This window comes from Gallibacterium genomosp. 1, assembly GCF_001678575.1.
GTDB lineage: Bacteria > Pseudomonadota > Gammaproteobacteria > Enterobacterales > Pasteurellaceae > Gallibacterium.
The window spans coordinates 15,142-37,037 of the sequence record NZ_JTJP01000007.1; the positions used below are offsets into that span (position 1 = coordinate 15,142).

The 21,896-nt window shown below is 38.3% G+C and carries 16 protein-coding genes and 1 pseudogene; 5 read left to right on the forward strand and 12 right to left on the reverse strand.

Going from position 1 to position 21,896, the window contains the following annotated elements:
• The 9 genes from QV04_RS01635 to hinT all read right to left on the reverse strand — a co-directional run bounded on the left by QV04_RS01635 (position 1) and on the right by hinT (position 12,364).
• A complete protein-coding gene (locus QV04_RS01635) occupies positions 1-1,101 on the reverse strand; it encodes a metallophosphoesterase (RefSeq protein WP_039174241.1) in 1,101 nt (366 codons plus the stop codon).
• 87 nt (positions 1,102-1,188) lie between these two features.
• The gene (gene waaF, locus QV04_RS01640) at positions 1,189-2,226 is read right to left on the reverse strand and encodes a lipopolysaccharide heptosyltransferase II (RefSeq protein ID WP_065230552.1); all 1,038 of its coding nucleotides are present in this window, start codon (positions 2,224-2,226) and stop codon (positions 1,189-1,191) included.
• A 9-nt stretch (positions 2,227-2,235) separates the two neighbouring features.
• Positions 2,236-3,162, reverse strand: coding sequence for an ADP-glyceromanno-heptose 6-epimerase (gene rfaD, locus QV04_RS01645; RefSeq protein ID WP_065230553.1), 927 nt, complete (start codon positions 3,160-3,162; stop codon positions 2,236-2,238).
• A 146-nt stretch (positions 3,163-3,308) separates the two neighbouring features.
• Complete coding sequence (gene acnB / locus QV04_RS01650; protein ID WP_039136840.1) at positions 3,309-5,915, reverse strand: bifunctional aconitate hydratase 2/2-methylisocitrate dehydratase; 2,607 nt, start codon at positions 5,913-5,915, stop codon at positions 3,309-3,311.
• A 221-nt stretch (positions 5,916-6,136) separates the two neighbouring features.
• The gene (lptD, locus tag QV04_RS01655; RefSeq protein WP_065233118.1) at positions 6,137-8,482 is read right to left on the reverse strand and encodes an LPS assembly protein LptD; all 2,346 of its coding nucleotides are present in this window, start codon (positions 8,480-8,482) and stop codon (positions 6,137-6,139) included.
• Between the two features lie 143 nt (positions 8,483-8,625).
• Positions 8,626-9,576, reverse strand: coding sequence for a transaldolase (gene tal, locus QV04_RS01660; protein WP_039136836.1), 951 nt, complete (start codon positions 9,574-9,576; stop codon positions 8,626-8,628).
• Positions 9,577-9,719: 143 nt separating this feature from the next.
• Positions 9,720-11,183: a 4-hydroxy-3-polyprenylbenzoate decarboxylase gene (gene ubiD, locus QV04_RS01665; protein ID WP_065230441.1), complete on the reverse strand. Its 1,464-nt coding sequence runs from the start codon at positions 11,181-11,183 to the stop codon at positions 9,720-9,722.
• Positions 11,184-11,196: 13 nt separating this feature from the next.
• On the reverse strand, positions 11,197-12,003 hold the full coding sequence (gene bacA / locus QV04_RS01670; RefSeq protein WP_065230440.1) for an undecaprenyl-diphosphate phosphatase: 807 nt from the start codon (positions 12,001-12,003) through the stop codon (positions 11,197-11,199).
• Positions 12,004-12,016: 13 nt separating this feature from the next.
• Complete coding sequence (hinT, locus tag QV04_RS01675) at positions 12,017-12,364, reverse strand: purine nucleoside phosphoramidase (RefSeq protein ID WP_065230439.1); 348 nt, start codon at positions 12,362-12,364, stop codon at positions 12,017-12,019.
• 286 nt (positions 12,365-12,650) lie between these two features.
• Between hinT and focA the strand changes: the two genes are divergently transcribed.
• The 5 genes and pseudogenes from focA to QV04_RS01700 form a co-directional block, all read left to right on the forward strand.
• On the forward strand, positions 12,651-13,493 hold the full coding sequence (gene focA / locus QV04_RS01680) for a formate transporter FocA (protein WP_039136829.1): 843 nt from the start codon (positions 12,651-12,653) through the stop codon (positions 13,491-13,493).
• Between the two features lie 40 nt (positions 13,494-13,533).
• A complete protein-coding gene (pflB, locus tag QV04_RS01685; protein ID WP_065230438.1) occupies positions 13,534-15,846 on the forward strand; it encodes a formate C-acetyltransferase in 2,313 nt (770 codons plus the stop codon).
• A 207-nt stretch (positions 15,847-16,053) separates the two neighbouring features.
• The gene (gene gdhA / locus QV04_RS01690) at positions 16,054-17,391 is read left to right on the forward strand and encodes an NADP-specific glutamate dehydrogenase (protein WP_065230437.1); all 1,338 of its coding nucleotides are present in this window, start codon (positions 16,054-16,056) and stop codon (positions 17,389-17,391) included.
• Positions 17,392-17,654: 263 nt separating this feature from the next.
• Positions 17,655-17,921, forward strand: coding sequence for a hypothetical protein (locus QV04_RS01695; protein WP_065230436.1), 267 nt, complete (start codon positions 17,655-17,657; stop codon positions 17,919-17,921).
• A 25-nt stretch (positions 17,922-17,946) separates the two neighbouring features.
• Positions 17,947-18,384 (forward strand): annotated as a pseudogene (locus QV04_RS01700) (ABC transporter substrate-binding protein); the annotation flags it as partial.
• A 48-nt stretch (positions 18,385-18,432) separates the two neighbouring features.
• Here QV04_RS01700 and QV04_RS01705 read toward each other — a convergent pair.
• The 3 genes from QV04_RS01705 to mglA form a co-directional block, all read right to left on the reverse strand.
• Positions 18,433-18,831, reverse strand: coding sequence for a hypothetical protein (locus tag QV04_RS01705; protein ID WP_065230435.1), 399 nt, complete (start codon positions 18,829-18,831; stop codon positions 18,433-18,435).
• Positions 18,832-19,312: 481 nt separating this feature from the next.
• Positions 19,313-20,323, reverse strand: a complete 1,011-nt coding sequence (mglC, locus tag QV04_RS01715; protein ID WP_065230434.1) for a galactose/methyl galactoside ABC transporter permease MglC — start codon at positions 20,321-20,323, stop codon at positions 19,313-19,315.
• Between the two features lie 20 nt (positions 20,324-20,343).
• Complete coding sequence (mglA, locus tag QV04_RS01720; protein WP_065230433.1) at positions 20,344-21,864, reverse strand: galactose/methyl galactoside ABC transporter ATP-binding protein MglA; 1,521 nt, start codon at positions 21,862-21,864, stop codon at positions 20,344-20,346.
• Between the last annotated feature and the right edge of the window lie 32 nt (positions 21,865-21,896).

Below are 21,896 nucleotides of genomic sequence, written 5' to 3' on the forward strand. Positions count from 1 at the left end.
TTATTTTGTCCCTGAAACATCAATAATCATCACTTCAGACTGAGAACCTAAGCGGAAAGGCACTCCCCAAAAACCGTAGCCTGATGTAACAAACGTATGCATTTGCTCAATCTGTTTATAACCATAACTCAATTCATAAACCCATTTTGTAATCAAATTACCTGGGAAAATTTGTCCATTATGCGTATGACCAGAAACCTGAATATCTGCCCCTGCATTTGCATTTTCCGATAGTGAAAACGGACGGTGATCCATCAATAAAATCGGTAAATTTTGTCGTTTCTCTGTAGGAATAAAAGATAATATAGCTTCTGTAGTTTGACGAAGCTGATCCATTTCATCATTACGCCCCACTAAAATAAATTTATCTGAAACAATAACTGCTTGATCTGTTAATAAATAAACACCCTCTTTACGAACTTCGTGAGCAATTTGTTGCGGTTGTTGGAAGAAATCGTGATTTCCCAATGTTGCATAGACACCTAGTGGAGCAGAAAGTTTGGCAAAATATGCACCCATTTTTTCAGAGAAATAGGCATTTAAATTATCATCCATTAAATCGCCCGGTAGCAGAATAATGTCTACTTCTTGTTGTTCAAAAATATTTTGTAGTTGTTCTAACTGTTTGACACCAAACAATTTTCCCAAGTGTAAGTCACTGGCAACACCAATACGTAACGGTTGCATCTCTTTATCTATTTTAACGCTATAATGCACAATTTGTGGCGTATAAGCCTGATAAATACTATACGAAAATAAAGCGGATAACGACACTAATGCAATACAACGACTGATAATAGGAAATGCTGCCAATTCAACGGCAAACAGCAATAAGAATTTGCGTAATAGGAAAATCATCACGGCTACAAGCGTGATATACCATAAAGTGATCAATATATAAGCTGAATATTTAAATCCATCAGGAATAATGCGTGCAATAGATAACAAAATAAACGCATTGATCGCAACATAGCTCAACCAGAAGAAAACTCGTTTATAGTGTGGTTTTGTTGGTTTAACAAAGAAAAACCAATCGATGGATCTGATAGCAATAAATATAAAAAGTTGTAACGCAACCAATGCGATATATCGAAACAACATTGTATTTATTTCCTCCGAATCTGGATTATGGTTTAAAATTTTATGGGTAAAGCCACAATGCTTCACCCATTATTTATAAGATAAGTATTAAAGTAATTTTTCTAACTCTTCTAATACTAATTGTGGTTGAATATCAATAAGAGATTGATGATAGCCCTCTTGACTATCTTTGCTTTTACGAACTTTGATCAATCCTCCACTAATCAAACGAATCACCTTGACACGCTCAGACAATGGTGGCGTATATTCCGGACTGGTTGGTCCATAAACTGCAACCAACGGTCGCTTTAAAGCTGCAGCAATATGCATTAAACCTGAATCATTGCTCACAACACCATCACAACTTGCCAATAAATCTATTGCCTGAGGTAACGAAGTTTCTCCTGCAATATTAATGCAGAAAGCTTGATCTTCCTTTGTTAAACTTTGACGGATCTCCTCTCCGACAGAATGATCTTTTGCTGAACCAAACAACAATATCTGGTAGCCCCTATTAATCAATAACTTAGCTAAATTGGCATAATGATAATGAGGCCACCGCTTTGCCGGTCCGAACTCAGCACCAGGACAAAACCCAATTATTTTTCGTCTGGGGTCAAGAGCAAATTTTTCTGAGAACTGAGTCAATGTTGCCGCAACCTGTTCTGGTTCTATTTGCAAATACGGATAAGGAAAAGAAAGATCTTTTGCTAACGGAATAGCACCCTGCTCATAAGCCAGAGTAACATACCGTTGCACCATTAACGGATACGCCTGCTTATTACTCCGCAGATCATTCAATACAAAATAGCGACTCTCCCCTTTCCAGCCGCGACGAACTGGAATCTTTGCAAATAACGGAATTAATGCGGATTTGAAAGATTTAGGCAACACAATCGCTAAATCATACTGCCCACGTAATGATTTCCCAATTTGATAACGCTGTTTTAAATCAAACTCACCATGACCAATCGGCATCGCAATTGCATTACGGACTTCCGGCATTCGAGAAAGTAATGCGCGGCACCAATTCGGCGCCAACACATCAATGATACAATCAGAATATTGCTGCTTTAATGATTGGTATAAGCTATGCGACATCATCATATCGCCGACCCAAGATGGGCCTATTACAAGAATTCTCATATTTCCCAATTATTTTTTATTCAACCACACCATATATTCTGCTACCCCTTCGGCAACGGTCTTAAATGGTTTATCATAACCGGCGGCGCGCAATTTGGTTAAGTCGGCTTGAGTATACTCCTGATAACGGCTCTTTAAATGTTCTGGGAATGGGATAGCTTGAACTTGTCCTTGACCGTGATATTTAATCACCGCTTTAGCGACTTCCGCAAAACTTTCCGCATTGCCAGTACCGCAATTAAAAATACCTGATACCTTATGTTGCCAACACCAAATATTTACTGCTGCTACATCTCCAACGTAAACAAAATCGCGACGGAAATGTTCGCTGCCTTCAAATAACTTCGGATTTTCACCATCCAAAATTTGGTTATTTAAGTGAAACGCCACACTTGCCATTGTGCCTTTGTGATTTTCGCGCGGCCCATACACATTAAAATAGCGGAAACCACAAACCGGAGATTCTGCCTGTGGCAAAATCCGACGCACATATTGATCGAACAAGAATTTAGAATAACCATAAACATTAAGCGGATGCTCATATTGACGTTCTTCAATAAATTCCAAACGATCACCATAAGTTGCAGCGGAAGAAGCATAAAGAAAAGGAATACGGCGATCTAAACAATAATGCAATAACTCTTTTGAATATTCATAGTTATTTTGCATCATATATTTGCCATTCCATTCTGTAGTAGACGAACAAGCACCTTCGTGGAAAATAGCATCAATTTCACCTAGATCATCACCAGCAATAATAGAAGCAATAAAATCCTCTTTATCACAATAATCCGCAATATCCAAATCTGCCAAATTAGCAAATTTAGTACCATCAGTTAAATTATCAACTACTAAAATATCTTTTCTACCTAAGTCATTGAGAGCTTTCACAATATTACTCCCAATGAAACCTGCCCCACCTGTTACAATAATCATAATTCTTCCTTACTTGTGAAATAATTTGAAAGCTATTTTAATAGATTTAACAAGCTGAAAAAACAAAAAAATCCCATCACGATAAACGCGATGGGAAAAGTTTGGAGATTAATAAGAAAAAGTAAACTTAATTTTTACCTAAATAATCAAACCGCAGTTTGAAATATCACTTCATCCGCTTTCTTCACATAAGCATTGATCTTATCAAAATTCATATAACGATAAGTATCATCTTTATCTGCCTGTAAATCAGCAGCATAGCTTAAGTACTCTTCCGGAGTAGGTAATTTACCTAATAATGCTGCAACCGCCGCCAATTCCGCAGAGGCAAGATAAACATTTGCACCTTGACCTAAACGGTTCGGGAAGTTACGGGTAGAAGTTGAAACGACTGTTGATTTCGGAGCAACACGTGCCTGGTTTCCCATACATAATGAACAGCCCGGCATTTCTGTTCTTGCACCACTCTTACCAAAGATACTGTAATATCCCTCTTCAGTTAATAATGCGGCATCCATTTTTGTTGGTGGAGCAATCCATAAACGGGTTGGGATCACGTCAGCAAATTTATTCAATAGCTTACCTGCCGCACGGAAATGTCCGATATTGGTCATACAAGATCCGATAAAGACTTCATCAATTTTATCACCTTGTACTTCAGAAAGTTTACGAGCATCATCCGGATCATTCGGCGCACAAAGGATAGGCTCTTTAATCTCATCCATATTGATTTCAATAACTGCCGCATATTCTGCATCCGGATCTGCTTGCAATAATTGAGGATCAGCCAACCACGCCTGCATATTTTTAATACGACGTTCTAATGTGCGCGCATCACCATATCCTTCTGCGATCATCCATTTCAATAAAGTGATATTTGAATTCAAATATTCAATAATCGGCTCTTTATTCAATTTAATAGTACAAGCTGCCGCAGAACGTTCAGCTGACGCATCGGAAAGCTCAAATGCCTGTTCAATTTTGAGGTTTTCCAAACCTTCAATCTCTAAAATACGACCGGAGAAGATATTTTTCTTACCTTTCTTCTCAACGGTTAACAAACCTTGTTGGATCGCATAATACGGAATGGCGTGAACAAGATCTCGTAATGTGATTCCCGGTTGCATTGTGCCAGTAAAGCGCACCAATATGGATTCAGGCATATCTAACGGCATAACTCCGGTTGCAGCGGCAAATGCAACAAGACCTGAACCGGCTGGAAATGAAATGCCGATTGGGAAACGAGTATGTGAGTCACCGCCTGTACCTACAGTATCCGGCAATAACATACGGTTTAACCAAGAGTGGATAATACCGTCACCCGGACGAAGTGAAACCCCACCACGATTCATAATGAAATCAGGCAATGTATGGTGAGTGTTAACATCAACCGGTTTCGGATAAGCCGCAGTATGGCAGAATGATTGCATTACCAAATCTGCTGAGAAACCTAGGCAAGCCAAATCTTTTAATTCATCACGAGTCATAGGGCCAGTAGTATCTTGAGAACCGACAGAAGTCATACGAGGCTCACAATATTGTCCCGGACGAACCCCATCCACACCGCAAGCACGGCCAACTAATTTTTGTGCTAGAGTAAAGCCTTTATTGCTAGTTGCCACTGCTTGAGGTTTAATGAAAACATCACTTTCCCCAAGACCTAATTCCTGTCTCGCTTTATGAGTTAATCCCCGACCTATAATTAATGGAATACGCCCACCAGCACGTACTTCATCCAATAACACTTGTGTTTTTAATGTGAACGTTGCCAATACTTCATCGCTGTTATGTCGACAAATTTTTCCTTCATAAGGATAAATATCGATAACATCCCCCATATTTAATGAGGTTACATCTACTTCAATTGGCAATGCTCCTGCATCTTCCAGCGTATTGAAAAAAATTGGTGCGATTTTTCCACCTAATACGACACCACCAGCACGTTTATTAGGAATAAATGGAATATCCTCACCCATATACCAAAGCACAGAGTTAGTTGCTGATTTACGAGAAGACCCTGTTCCAACTACATCACCAACATAAGCAAGTGGGAAACCTTTTTCTTTTAACTTATTGATTTGAGTAATTGGACCAACTTCTCCATCCTTATCCGGAGTAATACCATCACGACTATTTTTCAACATTGCTTTTGCGTGTAATGGAATATCTGGTCTTGACCAAGCATCTTGTGCTGGAGAAAGGTCATCAGTGTTGGTTTCACCAGTTACTTTAAACACAGTAACAGTAATTTTATCCGCTAATTTAGGACGAGATAAGAACCACTCTGCATTCGCCCAAGATTGTAATACCTGTTTCGCAAATTCATTACCAGCTTTAGCACGATCCGCTACATCGTGGAAACTATCAAACATTAATAATGTATGAGAAAGCGCCTTTACCGCTAACGGTGCTAACTCTGGATTATCCAATGCTTTAACTAATGGTTCAATGTTATAACCGCCTTGCATTGTGCCTAATAATTCGACTGCACGCTGTTTGCTGATTAATGGAGAACTGACATCTCCGGCAACCACAGCGGATAAGAATGATGCTTTCACATATGCCGCTTCATCTACCCCCGCCGGAATACGATTTTCAAAAAGATCCATTAAATATTCAGTATTCTGCCCTGCCGGTGCTTTCAATAATTCGATCAATTGTGCAGTTTGTTCGGCATTAAGAGGAAGAGGAACAACACCAGCTGCTTTACGTTGTTCAACGTGTTTTTGATAATCTTCTAGGAAATTAGCCATAGTCCATCCTTAATTATTAATAGTAGCGTAGAAGTAACATTTGATTATTAAAATGCCTAATGTTAATCGTTTGTTAATATAGACCTATGATGAGGGAATGTCAAAAGATAGATTATCGGATATTTGATCTAGCTCGCAAAATTTTTTATTTATCTAAAAAAATAAAGCCGAACAATACATTGCCCGACTTTAAATTGATAAAAATGAGGAATAACCCGTAACTATCTCAAACTAAACGGATCGGTATAAGGAAGAATACCGGTTTTCAACATTTTGCTAACATTGCTACCGTGACGATTTCCTAGTCCGGAAATTTCAAAATTAACACCGAAAGAGTGATTGTAATATGTATCCTCTAACGACGAATATTTACCATCAGGTGATGCTGTTAAATAACGTCTTGCTCCGACATTTACTTTCCAGCAACAAGTACTATATTCTACACCTAAGTACTGTTCAACCGGTTTATCCAATTCTGTATCTTGGTAAATGTGTCCAACCATTGCCCAGTTATCGTTTATCTGCCACGATGCAGCCATTCCAACCTGACGAATACTCTGTCCATAAGAGTTTGCACCTACTAAATTTTGATCAATATAATCTTTGCTAACATAACGATAAGTGAACTGAATCAAATTTACACCGGATGGACGATACTCCAACGCCGTGTTCATCAATGAAGTCTGTTTCAATAAAGTATCATATTGATAACTACCCTTCCAATTCCATTGATCGCTAATTTTCCAGTTAGTATCTAGTGCCCAAGAAGAGGAAGAACGTTGAGTACGATGTTCCGGATCACTATCAATTTTTGCTGGTGTTAAATAGAAAATTTGCCCAAGTGAAAGGTTAAAACGTTCGTCCGCATTTTTGTCAAACCAACGTGTTGTACCACCAACCGTAATCTGATTGGCAGAAGCAATGCGGTCTAAACCACTATAACGACGATCACGGAATAAGGAGAAATAATCTTGCTGTAATAACACGGAGTCATAACCGAAACCTAAATAACGATATTTATCAGTTCCAATATTGCTTTGATCACGATATGGTCGGTATAAATATTGCACTTTAGGTTCAAGTGTTTGTGTATATCCTTCAAATAAAGATTGATCGCTTGCCAATACAGTTGCCAATTCTGCTTTAAATTGAGGAATTACTCGATTTACTGAATGTTCTATTTTATATGCATTATCAGCATTCCCTTCTTTTTGACGGTAGTGAGTTGCATATAATTTTGTTTCTAAATTCAAGCTACCATAACGATTTGCTAATGGCATTGACAACGCTGGCTCAGCGTGAAAACGCCACGCAGAAGGCATTCTTTCACTGTCATTTTTAAATTGTACCGCTTGCGCAAAAAGTGAAAAATCTAAACGATCATTCCATAAAGAATCACGGTAATAGTTAAAATCAATCTGCGGCAAAGTTCTGTATGGGCCTGCACCAGTTAAAGTATCAAACACTTGAAATTGTGTTGCTGAAACGGTTAAATTATAGTTCGGTTTGTAATAACTTAACGCAAAACTCTGTGTTGCATAACCGTCAGTACTGCTACCATAAGGAGAAGAAAAATCATTAAAATATTGTTTATCGCTCACTTTAGTATAATTTACATTAAAACGCCAACTATCCCACAATGAGCCACTGTTACTCCAATAAAGTAAATAGCGAGGATCATCCAGTTTATAATCTTTATAACGATCATCTTTAATATACTCACCTGCCAGTACACCTGAACCTAGAACATTGAGATAACGTGCTTCACCCAACATCTGCCATCCACGGCGACTCATATATTTCGGTGTAATAGTCATATCATAATTTGGTGCAATATTAAGATAGATCGGTTGCGCATAAAAATAACCATCACTACCAGATGTTCCAATTTCTGGCATTAATAATCCGCTACGGCGACGATCACCGATTGGAAACTGCACATAAGGGAAATAGAAGACTGGAATATCTTTCACATAAAAAACAGCATTCCACAAATCAGCATACTCCTCTTTAATATGCTGTTTCATTTCAGAAGCACGTAACTTCCAAGAGTTATTATTTGGTAAGCAAGAAGTAAAAGTAGCATTTTTCAATAAGCGATAATCTTGCCTTAATTCCGCTTTTTCTGCAGTTCCTCTACCTTGACGATTAACAAACTGATAATCAGATTGATAGATATCAGCATCTTTTGAATTGAGATGAATATTCGCTTTTTCACCTAAAACGTGTACTAAGTTATCTTGATAATTTAAATTACCATTGATATAAGCATAACGCTGAAGATTGTCTTTCTCACCTTTCTGTTCAACAAAAACAGAGTTTGCATTCAATTTGCGATTTCCCTGCTCTACCTGAACATTCCCTTGATACAACGCATTTTGGGGCTGATTAATTTCAGCACTATCTGCATCAATATAAACCGGCAACTGGTTAGGATCGGTTTTCACCACCTCACCGGTAAAACGAGGAACACCTAATAAGCATTGCGCTGTTAAATCGGCAAAGCTTTGTTGACTGTAAAGTGCCGCCATAATAGATAGGGATAAAAGTGAGTAATATTTTTTCATCTGTTCAATTATCTTTTACTAATGCTGTTTAAAATAAGGAGGCATTATAGCCTAAATCCACATAGAACATAAAAACTTAATCTTCATTTATCTAAAAACGGGCAAAAAAAAGCGGTGATTCACCGCCTGAAAAACATCAACTATTAAAGTTTTGCTGCCAACATCGCTTCCAATTTTTCAATATCTGCTGCAAATTTACGAATACCTTCTGCCAACTTCTCAACTGCCATCGCATCCATATTATGTTGCCAGTAAAACTCGCTTTCTGTCATCGCGGCTGGTCGAGGCAATACATCACCCTTATAATCCAATTTACGTGGCAATTCCGCTTCGCTTTCCTGCAACTCTTTCAATAATGCCGGCGAAATAGTTAAACGATCGCAACCTGCCAATTCAGTAATTTCTCCGATATTGCGGAAACTTGCTCCCATTACTACGGTTTTATAGCCATACTGTTTGTAATAGTTATAAATTTTTGTTACTGAAATTACACCAGGATCTTCACTCGGCACAAATGCTTTCTTATCACTGTTCGCTTTATACCAGTCTAAAATACGACCAACAAACGGCGAAATAAGGTAAACACCTGCTTCTGCACACGCCCTTGCCTGAGCTTCAGAGAATAATAATGTTAAATTACAGTTAATCCCTTCTTTTTCTAGAATTTCCGCTGCACGGATACCTTGCCAAGTAGACGCAATTTTTATCAAAATTCGATCATTACTGATTCCTGCTTCATTATAAAGTGCAATAAGTTTACGTGCTTTTGCTACAGTTGCTTCTGTATCGTAAGATAAACGAGCATCCACTTCAGTAGAAATACGTCCTGGGACGATTTTCAAAATTTCCAAACCAATATTTACCGCTAATTTATCTTCTGCATCAATTAATTGTTGTGCTTTATCTGAACTTTTACTTTTTGCATAATCAACAGCTTCATCAATTAACGAAGCATATTGTGGTAGTTGGGAGGCGCTTAATACTAATGATGGATTGGTGGTTGCATCTTGTGGTTGGTATTTTTTGATTGCTTCAATATCGCCGGTGTCGGCAACAACCACTGTCATTTTGCGTAGAGCTTCAAGTTGTGACATAAAATTTACTCCTTAATTTTATTTGAAAAGTGCTGGCATAGTACCACAGAAACAATTACTCTGAGTAGTACGTTTTCTATTATTGCGATTTACGATATTTAATATTAGCGTAACCGCCTATTTCAAGACTGAAAACATTACGCTTAAAGACCTAATTGTTGCCAAATCTCATCAATTCGTTTCACGACATTCGGATCTTTTTTAATAGGACGCCCCCACTCCCGTTGAGTTTCTCCCTGCCATTTATTGGTTGCATCAATTCCCATTTTGGAGCCTAACCCCGCTACTGGTGAAGCAAAATCAAGATAATCTATCGGGGTATTTTCCACTAATGTAACATCCCGTGCTGGATCGCATCTGGTTGTAATTGCCCAAATTACATCTTTCCAATCACGTGCATTAACATCATCATCACAAACCACTACAAATTTAGTATACATAAACTGTCGTAAGAATGACCAAACTCCCATCATTACACGTTTAGCGTGACCGGCATACTGCTTTTTGATCGTCACTACCGCTAAGCGATAAGAGCACCCTTCCGGCGGTAAGTAAAAATCAACAATTTCCGGAAACTGCTTCTGCAAAATAGGAATAAAGACCTCATTCAATGATTCCCCTAACACCGCAGGCTCATCCGGTGGACGGCCGGTATAAGTCGAATGGTAAATCGGGTCTTTACGCATTGTCAGGTGAGTCACGGTAAATACCGGAAAGTGTTCCTGCTCATTGTAATAACCGGTGTGATCGCCATAAGGCCCTTCTAATGCAGTTTCATTCGGATCAATATATCCCTCCAGCACAATTTCCGCACCAGCAGGAATCTCCAGATTGCAACTTAATGCTTTCGACACTTCTGTTTTATTACCACGAAGCAAGCCTGCAAAGGCGTACTCAGAAAGCGTATCTGGAATAGGTGTTACTGCACTTAAAATAGTTGCCGGATCAGCGCCCAACGCTACAACAACTGGGAATTTCTCGTCTGGATGGACTTCTTTCCATTCCTGAAAATCTAAAGCACCACCACGATGCGATAGCCAACGCATAATTAATTTATTTTTTCCAATCAGTTGTTGACGATAAATACCGATATTTTGCCGTTTTTTATAAGGCCCTTTTGTAACTGTCAATCCCCAAGTAATTAAAGGGGCTACATCATCCGGCCAACAGTGCATAATCGGTAAACGGTATAAATCCACCTGATCTCCACTTAAAACAACATCCTGACATTCCGGTTTACTCACCGTTTTTGTCGGCATATTCAACACAGGGCGAAATTGCGTAATGCTGCTGAATAAATCTTTGATTCCTTTCGGTGGCTCTGGTTCTTTCAAAAATGCCAACAATTTGCCTACTTCACGCAAGGCGCTAACATCCTCTTGCCCCATCCCCAATGCAACTCTCTTCGGCGTACCAAACAGATTACATAAAACAGGTATATCAAATCCTTTTGCATTTTCAAACAACAGTGCCGGCCCTCCTTTACGCAAAGTACGATCCGCAATTTCTGTCATTTCCAGATACGGATCAACTTCAACCGTAATGCGTTTAAGCTCCCCCTGTTGTTCCAGCAATGTAATAAATTCACGTAAATTTTTATATTTCACCCTCTGCCCCTTATTAAGCCAACACGATCCAAGCCAATAAAATCGCTAAGATAAAACGGTATATCGCAAAAGAAACGAATGAGATTTTACCAATTAAATGCAAGAATGTTCGAATAGCAATCATTGCCACTACAAATGCGGTAACGAAACCAACCACAAATAACGGTAAATCATCCCACGAAAGAAAAGGAAGGCTTTTATATAAATCCAATGCTGTTGCACCAATCATCATCGGCACAGCTAAAATAAAAGAATATTCTGCTGCAGCTTTTTTACCTACTCCCATCAACAACCCACCGGAAATAGTCGCTCCGGAACGAGAAAAACCAGGGAATAATGCCAAACACTGGAATAGCCCGATCGCAAATGCCTGACGGTAAGTAATTTGATCCAACTCTTCCGCATATGCCGGTTGCGGACGAAATTTTTCCGCCAAAATCAATAAAATACCACCGGCAACCAAAGCACCGATAACATTATGAATATTAAACCAAGATTTGATCGTGGAATGAAATACTAACCCCAACACCACTGCTGGGATCATCCCTAAAATAATATGTATTAAATTTAAGTGAGCTTTGTTCCGATCCACTTTCTCACCGAAATGAATACCGATCAATCCGAACATTTTGCGCCAGTACACAAAAATAACTGCCAAAATCGACCCTAATTGGATAATCACTTCAAACGTTGCCGCTTTTTGACCTTCAAAGCCAAGAAAATGACCGGCAATTATCATATGTCCAGTTGATGAAACAGGTAAAAATTCGGTTAAGCCTTCAACACAACCTAAAATGAAAGCAATTAATAATTCAGACATTCAAAACTCCTGCTTACGGCAACATTTTGCCAAGCTGTTTACCACCAACCAAATGCATATGTAAATGAAACACTTCCTGTCCGCCGTGTTTATTACAATTCACAATGAGGCGATAACCATTCTCATCAATACCTTGTTCTTTTGCAATTTTTGCAGCAATGACAAACAGATGCCCTAAAACTTGTTCATCTTCCGCTGTTACATCGTTGACAGTTGGGATGATTTTATTCGGAATAATCAAAATATGTGTCGGCGCTTGCGGAGCAATATCGCGAAATGCCGTAACTAAATCATCCTGATAGACGATATCTGCCGGAATTTCTTTACGGATAATTTTGCTAAAGATAGTTTCTGTTGCCATAACTTTTCTCCTTAAAAATAACTAATAATATGAAGGTTAAAATAACTCGTCTATTATAAAGGCTTTTTTATAGTTATGCTTGTAAAAGAGAAGAAAACTTCTTTACATTGTTTTAAAACAACTTTTTAACAATATTTCAATAACTTAATTTGAAATTTGATCTGTATCAACGATACCTCAAAACGGTAATTTCTAAACACTGAATTTGCTATTTATTCCCACTAAAACTTCCTATAATTAGCAAAATTTTTGAAAATATAAAATTTTTTTGAAGGAAATCGTGTTTATGAAAGATGCGACAACTATTGCACTGAATCCGGCACAGATGACAGATCTGGCGGAAGATGTTGCCGCTTATAAAGCACAGAAAAAACCTTTTCTCTCTTTTGCTTCCGGTATTTCCGCCGGTGCCTGTATTGCACTTGCCTTTGTGTTTTATACAACAACACAAACCGGATTAACTAATGCTTCGTGGGGATTGGCTAAACTCGTTGGCGGTTTGGTTTTCTCTCTTGGTGTCATTATGGTAGTGATTTTGGGAACAGAACTTTTTACCTCCTCCACACTAACCGCCACCGCCAAAGCTTCCGGTAGAATTACTGCTGTACAAATGCTACGCAACTGGGTTGTTGTTTATTTTGGCAATTTCGTAGGCAGTTTAATCATTGTGGCGTTAATCTGGTTCGCTGGGCAAACAATGGCCGTGGAAGGTCAATGGGGATTAACTATTCTGAAAACTGCACAACATAAAATTCACCATTCTTGGTTAGAGGCTTTTTGCTTAGGTATTTTATGTAATATTATGGTTTGTGTCGCCATTTGGATGGCTTATTCCGGACGGACGGTAACCGATAAAGCATTAATTATGATTTTACCGATTGGGATGTTCGTTGCTTCAGGTTTTGAACACTGTGTAGCAAATATGTTTATGATTCCAATGGGTATTTTGACAGCACATTATAGTGATGCTTCATTTTGGCAACAATTGGGAATTGATGCTTCACAGTTTGCCGATTTAGATTTCTACCATTTTATTGTGAAGAATTTAATTCCTGTCACATTAGGTAACATTATTGGTGGTGCGGTTTGTATTGGCTTATTCCATCGCTTTTTAGCCAAAGCGCACTAAAGCATTTATTTTTATTCATTATTCAATTAAGGAAATGATTATGACTCAATTAACAGAACAACAACAATTAGCTTGGTCAGGTTTCCAAGCTGGTGATTGGCAAGAAAACGTCAATGTACGTGATTTTATTCAGCGTAACTACACTCCATATGAAGGTGATGAATCTTTCTTAGCTGGTGCTACTGCTGCTACCACCAAACTTTGGGATAAAGTTATGGAAGGGATTAAAGAGGAAAATCGCACTCACGAACCTCTTGATTTTGATACAGACATTCCTTCAACAATCATTTCTCACCCAGCAGGATATATCGAGAAAGAATTAGAACAGATCGTTGGATTACAAACTGATGCTCCTTTAAAACGTGCCATTATTCCTTTTGGTGGGATCAAAATGGTTGAAGGATCTTGCAAAGTTTATGGTCGAGAATTAGATCCTAAAGTAAAAAAAATCTTTACTGAATACCGTAAAACACATAATCAAGGAGTATTTGATGTCTACACACCAGATATTCTACGTTGTCGTAAATCAGGTGTATTAACCGGCTTACCAGATGCTTATGGACGTGGACGTATCATCGGAGATTATCGCCGTGTTGCCCTTTATGGTATTGATTTCTTAATGGCTGATAAATATAAACAATTCTCTTCACTTCAACCACGCTTAGAAAGCGGTGAAGATCTTGAAATGACCATCCAATTACGTGAAGAAATTGCTGAACAACATCGCGCATTGGGTCAAATCAAACAAATGGCTGCCAGTTATGGTTACGATATTTCCGGACCGGCAAAAAATGCTAAAGAAGCTGTACAATGGACTTACTTCGGTTACCTTGCAGCAGTTAAATCACAAAACGGTGCAGCGATGTCATTTGGTCGTGTCTCTTCATTCTTAGATATTTATATTGAGCGTGACTTAAAAGAAGGCACTTTGACTGAAGAACAAGCTCAAGAGTTGATCGATCATCTTGTTATGAAATTACGTATGGTACGTTTCTTACGTACTCCTGAATACGATCAATTATTCTCAGGGGACCCAATTTGGGCAACAGAATCTCTTGGTGGTATGGGTTTAGATGGACGTACTTTAGTAACTAAAAATACATTCCGTTTCTTAAATACTCTTTACACTATGGGACCATCACCTGAACCAAATATGACAATTCTTTGGTCTGAAAAATTACCAGATAACTTTAAACGTTTCTGTGCAAAAGTTTCTATTGATACCTCTTCTGTTCAATATGAAAACGATGATTTAATGCGTCCAGATTTCAATAGTGATGATTATGCTATTGCTTGCTGTGTGAGTCCAATGGTTGTTGGTAAACAAATGCAGTTCTTCGGTGCGAGAGCCAACTTAGCGAAAACAATGCTTTACTCTATCAATGGTGGTGTTGATGAGAAAAACGGTATGCAAGTTGGTCCGAAAACAGAGCCAATCAAAACTGAATATCTTGACTACGATGATGTTATGACCCGTATGGATAGCTTTATGGATTGGTTGGCAAAACAATATGTTACTGCCTTGAACATCATCCACTATATGCACGATAAATACAGTTATGAAGCTGCATTAATGGCATTACACGATCGTGATGTTTATCGCACAATGGCTTGCGGTATCGCCGGATTATCCGTTGCGGCAGACTCACTTTCTGCTATCAAATATGCAAAAGTTAAACCTATCCGTGGCGACATCAAAGATAAAGATGGTAATGTTGTGGCTAAAGATATTGCTATCGACTTTGAAATTGAAGGTGAATATCCACAATTCGGTAACAACGACAGCCGTGTAGATGAAATTGCTTGCGACTTGGTTGAACGCTTTATGAAGAAAATTCAAAAACTTAAAACTTACCGCAATGCAGTACCTACTCAATCTGTATTGACCATTACTTCCAACGTGGTTTACGGTAAGAAAACCGGTAATACTCCGGACGGTCGTCGTGCCGGCGCACCATTCGGACCAGGTGCAAACCCAATGCACGGTCGTGACCAAAAAGGTGCGGTAGCTTCATTAACTTCTGTGGCTAAATTGCCATTTGCTTATGCGAAAGACGGTATCTCTTATACCTTCTCAATCGTACCAAATGCGTTAGGTAAAGATTACGAAGCACAAAAACGTAATTTAGCAGGCTTAATGGACGGTTATTTCCACCACGAAGCGACCATTGAAGGCGGACAACACTTGAACGTGAACGTAATGAACCGTGAAATGTTGTTAGATGCAATGGAAAATCCGGAAAAATATCCACAATTAACCATTCGCGTTTCCGGTTATGCAGTGCGTTTTAACTCTTTAACTAAAGAGCAACAACAAGACGTTATTACTCGTACTTTCACACAAACTATGTAATTAATAACTATTGGTTAAAAAACTGCCTTTCGGGGCAGTTTTTTTATATCTTTTATTCAAAAATTAAACATATTTCAAAAATATCCGGTTTATTTATATCTCATTTAACTTTTCTTATTTTTCTTAAAAAAAACTAGCCTTTTTTTTGCCTTGCTTGCTACACTGACAAACAATTCAAACATAACAACAAAATAGGAAGGCAAACATATGAATGACTTAACACTTTTATTCGAAAAAATTAAACAACGTGATCCGAACCAAGCACCATTTCATCAAGCAGTTAAAGAGGTTTTCGGTAGTCTAGCACCTTTTATCGCCAAACATCCGAAATATGCACAACAAGGCTTACTTGAACGTATCGTTGAACCGGAACGAGTAGTAATGTTCCGAGTATCTTGGGTTGATGACAAAGGTCAAGTGCAAGTAAATCGTGGTTATCGTATTCAAATGAACTCCGCCATCGGTCCTTATAAAGGCGGATTACGCTTCCATCCGACTGTTGATCTTGGTGTCTTAAAATTCCTTGCTTTTGAACAAGTCTTCAAAAATGCTTTAACCACGTTACCTATGGGTGGCGGCAAAGGCGGTTCTGATTTCGATCCTAAAGGCAAATCTGATGCGGAAGTAATGCGTTTCTGCCAAGCATTTATGACCGAACTTTCTCGTCACATCGGTGCCGATCTTGATGTACCTGCCGGTGATATTGGCGTTGGCGGACGTGAAATCGGCTATCTATTTGGACAATACAAACGTGTTCGTAATGAATTTGCTTCTGTATTAACCGGAAAAGGTTTACCTTACGGCGGTAGTTTGATTCGTCCGGAAGCCACCGGTTACGGTGTGGTGTACTTCGCACAAAGTATGTTAAAAACCAAAGGACAAAGCATTGAAGGTAAACGCGTGCTTATTTCCGGTTCAGGTAATGTTGCGCAGTATGCAGCTGAAAAAGCGATCCAATTAGGTGCGAAAGTCTTAACCCTTTCCGACTCAAACGGTTTTGTTAAATTTGCTGACAGCGGTATGACAGAAGCTCAATTAGCAGCATTAATTGAATTAAAAGAAGTGCGTCGCGAACGTATTTCTGTTTATGCCAAAGAACAAGGCTTAGAATATTTTGCCAACCAAAAACCTTGGGGAATTCCTTGTGATGTCGCACTACCTTGCGCAACTCAAAATGAATTGGATGCAGAAGATGCCAAAACATTATTGAGTAATGGTTGTATCTGTGTTGCCGAAGGGGCGAATATGCCTTCTACTTTAGGTGCTGTAAACGTATTTATCGATGCAAAAATTCTTTATGCACCGGGTAAAGCCAGCAATGCCGGTGGAGTAGCGACATCGGGATTGGAAATGAGCCAAAACGCAATTCGTTTATCTTGGAGTCGTGAAGAAGTGGATCAACGCCTTTTCGACATTATGGCAAATATCCACGAAAACTGCGTTGCTAATGGTAGCGAAAATGGCTACATCAACTATGTAAACGGCGCAAATATTGCCGGTTTCCGCAAAGTGGCCGATGCAATGCTAGCTCAAGGTATCGTATAACCCTTTTCTACAATTCCTTTTATCTCTTGAAGATGGGTATTTCCCATCTTCTTTTTTTATCATTCTAATTATTCCTTCTTCAAAAAAGATCAACATTATTCAACATTATTTTAAATGCAGATTTCTTATAACATTTCCGATTACTATCATACTTTTATTTCTTTTAGTTATAAAAAATAATAAAAAGTGCTAAATAGCCATCTAGCCGTATAGAAATAAATTTATATAATGCCTTTATGTTTTAGTTTAAATGGAATCTAAAAATGGATTGGCAATACGTTGTTAATGCAATTCCAAAATTTATTGATGCAACCTTACTCACACTTTATTTAGCAGGAGCCGGTATTATTTTCTCTCTAATTATCGGCATTATCTGTGCAGTGCTGCTGGTGTATCCGATACGAGTTTTATCTCGCATCACTAAAGCTTATATTGAAATCTCTTGCAAGATTGTTTACCACGAAATGACTTTCGCTCGTCAAGTTTCAGACCACATTATTTTTATGGATCAAAGCAATATTATTGAATAGAACACTCCAGAACAATTTTTAAGAAGTCGGTAAAATAGATTCCGTCATCACTGATATTCAGCAATTAACTGATAAAACATTATTAGTTAATAAGGGCACTACCGCCGATGCCTTCTTCACAAAAAATTATCCTAATATCAAATTATTGAAATTTGAACAAAATACAGAAACCTTTGATGCCTTAAAAGATGGGCGTGGCGACGCATTAGCACACGACAACACACTATTATTCGCGTGGGCAAAAAATAATCCAGGCTATACCGTTGGCGTGCGTAGCTTGGGCGAACAAGAGTTCATCGCTCCGGCAGTACAAAAAAATCAACCTGAATTATTAAAATGGTTAAATGATGAAATCGTAAAACTAACTAAAGAGGGCAAAATTAAAGCCGCTTACGAAAAAACACTCTATCCGGTTTACGGCGACACCATCAGCGAATCTGATATTTTAGTGGATTATCAGTAATAGACAAAAAAGGTAGAGGCTTAGCCTTTACCTTTTATAACTTCTCATCTACCAACGATGCCAATGCCGATGATGCCAACGTGGTCCTAAATCGTATGGAGGAAAATCATCATAATAAAATTGCCGCTCAATCTCCATCTGTCGGATTTGTTGCTGAGCCATATAATTTTGTAATGCCAATTTATAACAGGATTGGAACATTGGATCATTCACCCGCTTAGTATATTCCGCTTTGAATGCTTTCTGCTCTTTTTCTGTTAAGCCAATATCCTGATCAAACTGACGCTTCATTAAATATGCCGTTTCTTCATCACACTGTTTTGCCAAAGCAACCTGTAGCGCCTGCTGCTGCCGAATTTGAGCCTCCTCTCTAGCTCGCTGTTGCTCCGGTGTCAAAGCACAAGCGGTTAGGAGGACAACAAGACCAATAATTAATATTCGTTTCATAATCTCACCTTATATCTTCACAAGATTCTGTAAGATTAGAATACTACCAATAACGATTAAAAAACAGTAAATGATTTTATGATAATTAATATTATATTTATGCATCAATTGGTATCCGAATAATCCAAGTAGTAATCCTATAATAAATGCAGGGAACATACTTACTATGTGAGAAAAGACCTCTCCTGTTAGCAAATCTTTATTCCAAAATCCTATAATTGCACCTATCATTTGCAACATAAACAATGGCTCACTATTTTTGAAAAACAAGTCAAAGCGTGTGAAGCAAAAATTCAAGAAGAGGATCAAGCTGCATTAAAATAATAAAAAACAACCTCCTACTACTTGCCCCATAATATATGAATATGGGGCTTTTTATGCTTTGAATATTTTTTTCTTATATGTTGTAGTTAGGTTATATATTCAAGACAAAAAACCGCATCTAGTCGATGCGGCTTTATTATAACTTGTGGAAGAAAGACTATTTCTTCTTCGCATATTTCAAAGAATCTATTGCTACCGCAAGGATAATGATGGTACCTTTGATAATATATTGCCAATATGGGTTTACACCAATGTAGGTTAAACCATAGTTGATAACAGTGAAAATAATAACACCTGTGATAACACCAATAACAGTACCAACACCACCGGCAAAGGATACACCTCCAACCACGCAAGCGGCGATTGCATCCAATTCGTACATAAAACCGAGATTGTTAGTAGCACTACCGATACGACCACCTTCCAACATCCCGGCAAAACCGTAAAATGCACCAGCAAGTACATAAACAAAGATTAGGTTCCTAGCAACGTTTACACCGGACACGCGTGCTGCTTCCGGATTACCGCCGATAGCAAACATATTTTTACCAAAACGTGTTTTATTCCACACAACCCAGACAAAAAATGCAGCGATTGCGGCATAAATAGTGATGAAAGAGAGCCTGAAATCGCCAAGTTGGAAGAAACCTTGAGTAAATTCAGAGAAAGATTTGCTGAAGCCTGCAATCGGAGAAGAACCAACTGCATCATAGTAAAGTGAGTTTGCACCATAAACAATAATCATCATTCCTAAAGTCGCAATAAACGGTGTTACATTTAGATAGGCGACGATTAAGCCGTTAATCATTCCGATAACTGCACCGATAGCACACACGATTAAAATCACAACAGGAATTGGCATTTCAGCAAGATCAGGGAATACACGATTAGTATTATCCAACGCTTGTAACATTGTTGCTGAAACCACCGCTGCCAATCCAACCTGACGCCCGGCGGATAAGTCCGTACCCTGTGTAATCAAAATTCCAGCCATCCCCAATGCAATAATTAAACGCACGGATGATTGTGTCAAAATATTACTGAAGTTCAATAAACTTAAAAAGGTATCATCTTGTGAAACGATCACCCCTAACAAGATTAAAAGAACAAAATAAATCGCATTTTGTTTCATAAAATCAAGTGATTTTTTTTGTTGAATACCAGCCATAATTCAATCCTTTTATCAACTTATAAATATTTTGCTGCAAGTTGCAAAATCTGTTCTTGCGAGGTTTTTGCCGTTTCGACAATCCCTGCTACCCGACCATTACTCATCACTAAAATTCTATCCGTTACTCCGAGCAACTCCGGCATTTCGGAAGAGATCATAATGATACCTTTATCTTTCTCTGCTAATTGCATCATTAATTGGTAAATTTCAAATTTCGCACCGACATCAATGCCTCGTGTCGGTTCATCCATCATTAGAATTTCCGGTTGAGTTAATAACCAGCGCCCAATAATCACTTTTTGTTGATTACCGCCTGATAATGAACCGATATTGGTACGATGTGATGGCGTTTTCACATTCATCGAATCAATAACCCATTGAGTATCACTTTTCATCTTTGCTGTGCTGAGAAGTCCTAATTTACCCAGATAGGACTTCATATTAGAAATCAATGAGTTAAACTCAATACTTAAATTGGCATAAATCCCTGTTGAACGACGCTCCTCAGTGATTAATGCAAAACCATTATTAATCGCTTCCAATGCACTTTTATTGCGCATCTCTTTGCCGTGCAGTTTGATCGTTCCGCTTGCTCTTTCACGAATACCAAAAATAGTTTCAACAATATCAGTTCGTTTTGCGCCCACCAGACCGGCAATACCTAAAATTTCACCTTTACGAAGTTCAAAACTGATATCTTGAATAGATGGTTGATTTTTTGCGGTTAAATGTTCAACAGTAAGAATGGTTTCTTTCGGCACATTACGTTTTTCGGGAAAACGCTGGGTTAACTCACGCCCTACCATCATCGTTACTAATTGATCCATATCAGTATCTTTTATTTTGACAGTATTGACCCATTTTCCATCACGTAAAATGGTCACTTCATCACAAATCTTAAAAATTTCATCCATTTTGTGAGAAATATAGATAATGCCACAACCGCGATCTTTTAGCTTGGCAATAATTTTAAATAGATGTTCTACCTCTTTTTCCGACAATGAGGAAGTTGGCTCATCCATAATGACAATTTTAGCGTTATAAGAGAAAGCTTTTGCAATTTCAATCATTTGCATCTGTGAAACAGATAAGTTAGCAACTTTCTCTTTCGGATCAATATCAATATCCAATTCATCAAAGATCGCTTTTGTATCACGATACATTTTTCCGTGATCCACTAAGAAACCATTTAACGGATAACGCCCCAACCAGAGGTTATCCATTACACTTCTTTGACGAACAAGATTTAATTCTTGATGTACCATCGAAATCCCATTTTCAAGAGCTTCTTTTGAGGTACGGAAATTAACCTCTTTTCCTAAATAGAGAATTTCACCTTCGTCTTTTGCATAAATTCCAAATAAACATTTTAATAATGTGGATTTTCCCGCACCATTCTCGCCCATTAATGCGTGAACGGAATGTGCGTGAACTGTTAAATTGGCGTGGTCAAGTGCTTTCACACCGGGAAATGATTTGTTGACATTTTTCATTTCTAGCAGCACTTGACTGCTATTTGTTTCGGCTTGTACTACCATATTCAACCCCAAAGCAGGAAAGAGGGGGATTG